At 53.1% G+C, this 7,773-nt stretch carries 7 protein-coding genes and 1 tRNA gene; all 8 read right to left on the bottom strand.

Annotation, left to right across the window (positions count from 1 at the left end):
• Nucleotides 1-482: 482 nt before the first annotated feature.
• The 8 genes from E7Z62_08840 to E7Z62_08805 all read right to left on the bottom strand — a co-directional run bounded on the left by E7Z62_08840 (nucleotide 483) and on the right by E7Z62_08805 (nucleotide 7,649).
• Nucleotides 483-555 (bottom strand) — tRNA-Ala (locus tag E7Z62_08840).
• A gap of 291 nt (nucleotides 556-846) precedes the next feature.
• Nucleotides 847-2,232, bottom strand: coding sequence for an amidophosphoribosyltransferase (gene purF, locus E7Z62_08835; GenBank protein MBE6523207.1), 1,386 nt, complete (start codon nucleotides 2,230-2,232; stop codon nucleotides 847-849).
• Between the two features lie 6 nt (nucleotides 2,233-2,238).
• Nucleotides 2,239-2,412, bottom strand: a complete 174-nt coding sequence (locus E7Z62_08830; protein MBE6523206.1) for a 50S ribosomal protein L37e — start codon at nucleotides 2,410-2,412, stop codon at nucleotides 2,239-2,241.
• Between the two features lie 155 nt (nucleotides 2,413-2,567).
• Nucleotides 2,568-3,698, bottom strand: coding sequence for an acyltransferase (locus E7Z62_08825; GenBank protein MBE6523205.1), 1,131 nt, complete (start codon nucleotides 3,696-3,698; stop codon nucleotides 2,568-2,570).
• A 42-nt stretch (nucleotides 3,699-3,740) separates the two neighbouring features.
• A complete protein-coding gene (locus E7Z62_08820; GenBank protein MBE6523204.1) occupies nucleotides 3,741-4,823 on the bottom strand; it encodes a YkgJ family cysteine cluster protein in 1,083 nt (360 codons plus the stop codon).
• Nucleotides 4,824-4,848: 25 nt separating this feature from the next.
• A complete protein-coding gene (locus E7Z62_08815; GenBank protein MBE6523203.1) occupies nucleotides 4,849-6,123 on the bottom strand; it encodes a dihydroorotase in 1,275 nt (424 codons plus the stop codon).
• Complete coding sequence (locus E7Z62_08810) at nucleotides 6,116-6,475, bottom strand: hypothetical protein (GenBank protein ID MBE6523202.1); 360 nt, start codon at nucleotides 6,473-6,475, stop codon at nucleotides 6,116-6,118. The genes E7Z62_08815 and E7Z62_08810 overlap by 8 nt, the downstream gene beginning before the upstream one ends.
• A gap of 1 nt (nucleotide 6,476) precedes the next feature.
• The gene (locus tag E7Z62_08805) at nucleotides 6,477-7,649 is read right to left on the bottom strand and encodes an ArsA family ATPase (GenBank protein ID MBE6523201.1); all 1,173 of its coding nucleotides are present in this window, start codon (nucleotides 7,647-7,649) and stop codon (nucleotides 6,477-6,479) included.
• Nucleotides 7,650-7,773: the final 124 nt, after the last annotated feature.

Raw genomic sequence — 7,773 nt, 5'->3', positions numbered from 1 at the left:
CGTCTGAGGAAGAACGGGAAGGCCCACAACGAGGCGCTCATAGCATGCGCCCGCAAATTGCTCACAGTCGTTCGTTCGGTATTGATCAACGACCGGCCGTACTCCTCCGACATGCGCCTGCTGGCGCAGTCGAGGGAGATGGCCGATTCGGAGGATATGTTCACAGAATGATATCATCGGACAACACCCCGCCGGGAATCGTCAGGGAAGTAATTGCAGAATCCATTTTGCTCATGCCTCTCGGGGCATCGACCGAACGAGAACATTGCACAGTACCTGCCGACTATCGAAGCAGTGAAGACCGGACCTGCGCACCTGCGTGCGCATGGCCGCAGAATAAAATGACGCCCGGGTCGTGAGAAGGGTCCGAACAGTTCAAACCACGTCTTTTTGCGCGATATCCTAGCGAAAGCTATGCCAATGTTTATCAGAAATCGATGACAATGTAACCTTTGCGGGTCACTTTTGATGGAATAAATGAGTGGACAGGGCGAGATTCGAACTCGCGACCTCTACAATGCCAATGTAACGATCTTCCAACTGATCTACCTGCCCAGTGGATAATCGCACATATACTTGCCGTAAATAAACATTTTGATTAGGTGCATCCTTTGATCTGAACATCTAAACTATCCAGACATTGTTTGCACTCGATCTGAAGCGTCGGTAGAAATGCAGTCCGGGCCGGGTAAGTCGTTTGTGGTTGGGATGTTATGTTACTGACAATGGACTGCGTGGTGTATTGATTTCGCTACTTGCCTTCCGGCCCGACTGATTGCACAATCTGACCGGATGTATTTGAAAAACTCCCAGTGATACTCAGTGTTCACGAGAACGGTTGCACATTCACTGAGTGAACCTGTACTCCTCGCCAGCGATCTTGGTGGGGTACTTGTTGTTCACACAGGCAAGACAAAGGTCCTCTGCCTTGAACCCGATAGCCTCCACAAGACCCTCCAGACTGATGTATCCGAGGGAATCCGCTCCGATGATCTCGCGGATCTCTTCGATGGAGTGCTTGTTGGCGATGAACTGGTCCCTGGTCTTCATGTCGACACCGTAGAAGCAGGGTGCGATGACGGGAGGGCATCCGATGCGGACGTGTACCTCTTTAGCACCCGCATCCTTGAGCATTCCGATGAGGATCTTCAGGGTTGTTCCCCTTACGATGCTGTCGTCGATGATCAGAACCTTCTTGTCCTTGACGGCGCTCCTGATGGGGATCATCTTCATGGAAACGGCCGTCTCCCTGAGCTTCTGCTCCGGAAGGATGAATGTCCTGCCTGCGGCACGGTTCTTCATGAATCCCTCTTCGTAGGGGATTCCTGCCTCGATGGCGTATCCGATCGCGTGTGCGCGTCCAGAATCGGGTATCGGCATGACGAAGTCGACGTCGGCGGGGCATTCCCTTGCCAGGACCCTTCCGATCTCCCTGCGGACATCGTAGACGGTCTTTCCGTCGATGACCGAATCGGGCCTTGCGAAGTACACCCACTCGAACATACAGTGTGCGCGGGGGTGATCCTCTCCGTAAGGTGTGAATTTGTAGCTTGTGTTGGTGATCTCGCAGATCTCCCCGGGCTCGACATCCCTGATGACCTCTCCCTTGAGGGCCTCAATCGCGGAGCTCTCGGACACGAGCATGTATCCTCCGTCGAGCTTTCCGAGGATCAGGGGTCTGAAGCCGTATCTGTCCCTGAATCCGTATGTCTTGCCGTTGATAGTGAAAACCACAGAATAAGCGCCGTCGAGCTCGTCCATGATCTTGTGGACCGCCTCGATCGGATCGAAGTCGACAAGGTACTTACCGAGAAGCCTGAGGATCAGTTCGCTGTCGGATCCTGTGAAGAAGACCCAACCCTCCTTCATGTACTTCTCTTTGAGCTCGTTATAATTGGTCAGCTCACCGTTGTGAGCCACGGCGATCTCGCCGAAGTTGGTCGAAACGTTCAGAGGCTGGGTGTTCTCGTAACCGACCGCACCCATAGTTGCGTACCTGACGTGACCTATTCCCGAATGGCCGGGAAGCTGGGAAAGGGAGCTTGTGGGGATGGCCACGTTGACCAATCCCTGTCCCTTGACGGTCCTAATGGTGGCGCCGTTGTAGACAGAGATCCCTGCGCTCTCCTGTCCGCGGTGCTGTATGATGGTGAGTGCTGTGTACAAATCAGAAGCCACATCGTAATCGGCAGAAATCGCGACTACTCCGCAACTATGATTCGGACCAGCCATCTCACATCACTCGCGGAGTTTGGCCCAAGCGTATGTTCTCATCTTTGCGGTCTTTCCGTAACCGCAGGAAGCACAGACTCCCTTCCTGACGTGGTAGGCGCGCTTTCCGCACCTGCGGCAGGGGATGTGTGTCTTGTACTTGTTGTGCCTTCCCTGTGCGGGTGTACCTGCTCCAGACATTTTTGTTCTCTCCTGTGGATTGTGATTTTCGTCCGTCCTCTAGGGACGAACACACCGTCACGATAGAGCCTACCGTGGGTGATACTTTTTGAGGCTATAAACAAAGTATATTTTAAGGTAGCGGTTCGGTCGAATCCCTTAAATCGATGTCAGATTCAGTTCTCCGCTTCCTTTCCGCGTACCCTGCTGAGCAATTTGGGTCCGTACCTGCAGATAACGATGCACAGTATAATCGTTGCGAATGCCGTGATGACCCTCTGCACCGTGTTCAGATCCGTAGGGAACCAGCTGGTGGTGGGTATAGTGAAGAACGGGGCGAAGATCAGAGTTGCGATGAATCCGTGCAGCAGCAGTATCCCGAGACTGTGCTGGCCTGCGATCTCGATCAACTTGGATAATACAGGGATCTTCGAGAACAGCTTGGCCAGATACAGATACACGACGAACATGCAGACAGCTTCGATGACATAGGGGAACAGCGACCATACACCATGATTGCCGAACTCGAGATAATCGAACTTCACTCCCGGAGGGAGGATGAAGCACAGGCCTACACCTGCCACCAGGCACACGACCAGAGGAAGCCAATACCTTCCGGATCTCCATTCCAAGGATTCGATCTTATCCAAGAGATTGACCTTGGCCAGAGTTGCACCTATCAGCATGAAGCATGCGGCTATGGGCGCCAGGTGGAATTGGAACGGCATCTTCACATTCCAGAACAGAACGATCAATACGGTCACTCCCAGAAGGGCAGCGATGGCGACGGCTATCTTCCTATAGTCGTTCATCACATAATCCGCAAGGGTGTAGAATATGAGGAATCCGCCCATCATGGCCCACGGGTAGTAATAACCGACGCACGTGCAGCATGCAGCATGAGTGGGATTCATAGCGTCTTTAACGAAGAGGTCGTCCAGATCCATGGTCTCTATGAACGCATCAAGGATGTCCGAGATGTCGGAAGGCTGCCCCATCAGCGCCAGCCAGCAGTATGTTATGATGGGCAATGCGACAGCACATATGACGAGCGCCACAAATAGCTGGAGAGTACGCTTCTTGATGTTCTCCATTATGCTTCTGCCAGGTCTGTAGAAGTATCCCGACAGCAGGAAGAATGTCATCAATCCGAGGTACAGTATCTGAAGGACGAGAGGCTGTACCCTCCCCTCCTCGCTTCCGGTGTTGGTCAGCAGCACTATGTGAACCAAGACAATAAGGATGATTATGACTCCTTTCAGAACGTCGGGTGAAGCGAGACGCGCATTGGCTGCTGGACCATCCATGAGAGAGAATCTAATCGCTCACTAATAAAGGGTGGCATCAGTTTAGATAAACGCACCAATCGTGGGTGCGTCCAAACGATCCATGTCGTAGAAGATGATCGCTTCTCTTACACCCTCGGCCCCTACACCCGTTCCCATGAAATGGTCGAGCATAGACATCCTCCATAACAGATCCATGACGGTGACAGCCATGCTGCCGAAGTAGGAGTTGGTCATGTCGTCCTCGTACCCGTTGAGGTCCATGATGGAGAAGACGCTTCCCATGAAGCTGTCCCTCTGGTTGAGGGTGTTGACATAATCGATCAGGACCTTGGTGCCCTCGGGATCGGGTAGCCTGAGAGCGATCGCATCCGCATCGACGGAACCCTTCTGGTGCATATCCCCCTCATCATCCATGACCTTCCACTCTATCTTTCCGTTCTGGGCCATGAACATGTTCCAATTCCAATCCTTGTCGCAGTACACAGGCACACTCAATGGATCGTTGGATGACATGGAATCCATGGCAAGATCGCGTCCTGCCTCTTCCAGCGACGGCATGTCGAGCTGAGTCTCCGGACGGATGCCTGCCAATGCCATGATGGGTTCCACCGTGGACATGTCCATGATACGGCTCAGGTACCCTAGGCTGGAGAACATCGATGCGTTCTCGGAGACGGTCATACGGAGCATCGAGGGATCCTGGTAGACCCCTGCCTCCTTGCAGTTGGAGAAGAATTCGCGGTAGACCTCCTTGGATTCCGCCAGCGCCTCCGCTATCCTTCCTTCGGCGGCCTTGACGAGCGCCTTCGCCTCTGCCACGGCATCGTTGCCCTTTCCGTACCAGGCACCTCTGCATGAGAGGTCCAGTTCGACCTTGACCTTATCGCTTGCATAGAGGTGGTATGGGAACTGTCTGCAGTAGGCTGTCCTGTGGTCGTAGACCTTGCATCTCCTGTTCTCAAGGAAGACGCAGGAACCGCAGCCCTTCTTCAGAGCGAGGGCGTTGTATGGCTGAGGGCCTTTGGTCCTTACGAGGAACTGGGGGTAATTCTTCTTGAAGAACGGACGCTCCTCCGGGAGTACCTCCGGCTGACAGAGGCAGCACATACCGCACTCCTCAGGACATGAGACCAGCTTTCCCATTACCTCCGAATAATCGACCTCGTATTCAGGCAAACATATCCTCTCCCCTGCATTCTCCGCAGAATTCGTAACCGTCCACCTGTACCTCGCCCCTTATTATTACCTTATCGGGGAAGATTGCCTCCATACCAGCATACTGGGTGTGTCCGCATTTGCTGTGAAGCGCCTTCGGATCGATCCTGGTGACCTTCCTCATGTCGAAGATGCAGAAGTCGGCATCGTTACCGACCTTTATCTCGCCTTTAGGCAGAGAGAATGCCTGTCCGGGTGCTGTGGAACCCATCCTGACAGCCTGTGAGATCGGGATCGTGTCCTTGCGGACCATGTTCATGACAATGGGCATGGTGGTCTCCACTCCGGGCATACCTCCCGGTGCTGAATCGAAATCCTTACTCTTCTCGGCCAGGGTATGTGGGGCATGGTCCGTTCCGAACATGGTGATATCTCCTGCCAGGAACCTATTGTAGAGCGCGTCGCGGTTGTTGATGTCGCGTATCGGCGGGTTGACCTTGAAGAATGCATCGCTGTTGCGGTCAACCTCGAACATCATATGATGCATGGTGACCTCTGTCGTGAATCCGGCGTTCGTGGCCAAATCCAATCCCTCGGGAGTGGTGATATGGCAGATGTTGATCTTCTTGCCCGAGAAATGCTTCGCCAATCTCGAGATGGCGTTGTGCTCCGCTTTCGCGGGACGGTTCCTGAGATGATCCCTTGTACAGTTCTCAGGTTCCTTCAGTATCATCGAATCGTCCTCCGCATGGACGCTGACACGTTTGCCTGTGGCTAAAGCATCCGCCACTGCGGGGACGAGTTCCTCATCATCGTTCAGAAGGATGTTTCCGGTCGTCGAACCCATGAACAGCTTGAAACCTGGGACGTATCTGGCCATCATGCCTGCGTTGATGTTAGGCGTTATCGCTGCGAACAAACCGTAATCCACATAGGAACGTCCTTTGATGTGCGCCTTCTTGTCCATCAGCGTGTCCAAGTCGTAGACGGCAGGTTTTGTATTGGGCATGTCCAGGACCGTCGTGACTCCGGCATGCACCGCAGCCAAGGTCCCTGTCGAGAAATCCTCCTTCTGCGTCATCCCCGGATCCCTGAGATGCACATGGGGGTCCACGAAACCGGGAAGGACGGTCATACTGGTGCCCAGTTCGACCCTTCTCTCTCCGCCGCTCACATAGCTTCCGACTGCGACGATCTTCCCTTCGTTGATCCCTATCTCAGTATACTTGAGCTCTCCGTTGACGAAGGCCCTTCCCATCAGAACTGTTTCGATATCCATGTCACTCAACGGTCTCTTCTGCGGGTTCAGCTATCTTGATCTTCCTCTTGACCAAACAATCCTCGTTGGTCCTGCATGCCGCCACCCTCAGATTCTTATCGAAATCCGAGACAGCATCCTTGATGAAATCGGGCGTAGGTGACGCTTGGACAAGGGCTGTGAGTCCGGCCAAGATCTCGAATCCTGATGCCATGAAATGCCTCTGCACGTCGGGGTCCAGGAATGCTTTGAAAACGGTGGCGATTAATTCCTCGCCCTTCCTCTTCGCCAGCTCAGCATTGTCCTTCTGGATGGACATCATCCTTTCGATGATTTCCTTGTTGTCAGAGACGAATCTGTCGATGTCCTTCTCGGTCACCATGTCATTCCCTCTTGAATTTGATAATGAGTTCATCGTCTATGAAATCTGCGCCTAGGATCTCTGCTGAGATCAAGGAATCAGGAAGATGGATATTGCGTTTCTGACTTCCAACATGGACCATGAGGGAAGTGGAATCCACACGGAACAGTTCGACATCGGCAGCCTCTACGAACGGCATCTTCATGACCAGATGGTCCTCACCGTTCTCCGTACGGAAGGACATCGGACTCTCTGAGGAGTATACCATCGTAGGATCCTCGTCGCCGTAGATCTCCTGGGCCATCGCATCCAGCATCTCCAGTCCCCTGAGCTCGACATTCCTCATGTGGCAGTATTTGATCTCCATGGGGTCGAATGCCCTGTGGATCTCTTCCAGACGCTCTGCCTGCTCCTTTTTCTTGAGCTTGAACAGAGTGGTGTTCAGCACCTCGTCAGGATAGAGCTTGTTCACCACCAGCATCTCCACATTCCTGTTGTACAGGCTGAGATAGGTGTATGCGCGCATGGTCTCCTTGATGACCATCTGTTCTGGATTCAGCACCAGCCTCACTGTGGTGCACTTCGGATCATCCAGTATCTCACTCACACTCTGGAATGTCTCTTTCAGGATGTCGACCGTATCCATCACCTCCGCCGAAGGGAGAGGTACGTTGGATACTTTACCTACGGTCATACGGGCCAATGCCATGAGCTTCTTGAAGGTACCGTAGAATCTCATCACATACCAATTGGCGGCCTCAGGCAGGCTTAGAAGCCTGAGAGTCTCCCCTGTAGGAGCGGTATCCATGACAATAACGTCGTAGCTGTTCTCTCTGTAGAACTGATTGACGTAGAACAATGCGGAGATCATCTCCATCCCTGGAAAAATCGCCATCTCCTCCGCAGTGATACTTCCCATCCCCTGGGAGACCATGAAATCGGCGACATATGACTGGATGTCGGACCATTTGGTCTTCATCTCGTGGATGATATCGATCTCCAGCGCATCGAAGTTCTCTGAGATCGTCTTGATCTCGCTTCCGAGATTGATGCCCATGGAGTCGCCCAGAGAGTGCGCGGAATCCGTACTCATCAGAAGCGTGCGGTATCCCAACTTGGACAGCCTGTATGCCGTGGCAGCCGATGTGGAAGTCTTTCCCACTCCGCCCTTCCCGGTGTATATGATCAGCCTCATCGGTTTGAGAGTAACCGTGGAGATATATTGACATTTTTATCATAGGACTTTGAGGAAACCCTCGGTTTCCTCTATGTGATCGCAGATCCCTCTGCTCTCCATCCATCAGCTCGGAGACTGAACA

This window comes from Thermoplasmata archaeon (genome assembly GCA_015063285.1).
Lineage (GTDB): Archaea > Thermoplasmatota > Thermoplasmata > Methanomassiliicoccales > Methanomethylophilaceae > Methanoprimaticola.
This window is presented reverse-complemented; position numbering and strand designations above follow the sequence as displayed.

What these genes read in the sequence shown, in the direction of transcription:
- purF (MBE6523207.1), bottom strand. Translation starts at nt 2,232, where the DNA reads ATGGCTGGTCCGAATCATAGTTGCGGAGTAGTCGCGATTTCTGCCGAT.
- E7Z62_08825 (MBE6523205.1), bottom strand. Translation starts at nt 3,698, where the DNA reads ATGGATGGTCCAGCAGCCAATGCGCGTCTCGCTTCACCCGACGTTCTG.
- E7Z62_08810 (MBE6523202.1), bottom strand. Translation starts at nt 6,475, where the DNA reads ATGGTGACCGAGAAGGACATCGACAGATTCGTCTCTGACAACAAGGAA.
- E7Z62_08830 (MBE6523206.1), bottom strand. Translation starts at nt 2,412, where the DNA reads ATGTCTGGAGCAGGTACACCCGCACAGGGAAGGCACAACAAGTACAAG.
- E7Z62_08805 (MBE6523201.1), bottom strand. Translation starts at nt 7,649, where the DNA reads ATGAGGCTGATCATATACACCGGGAAGGGCGGAGTGGGAAAGACTTCC.
- E7Z62_08820 (MBE6523204.1), bottom strand. Translation starts at nt 4,823, where the DNA reads ATGGGAAAGCTGGTCTCATGTCCTGAGGAGTGCGGTATGTGCTGCCTC.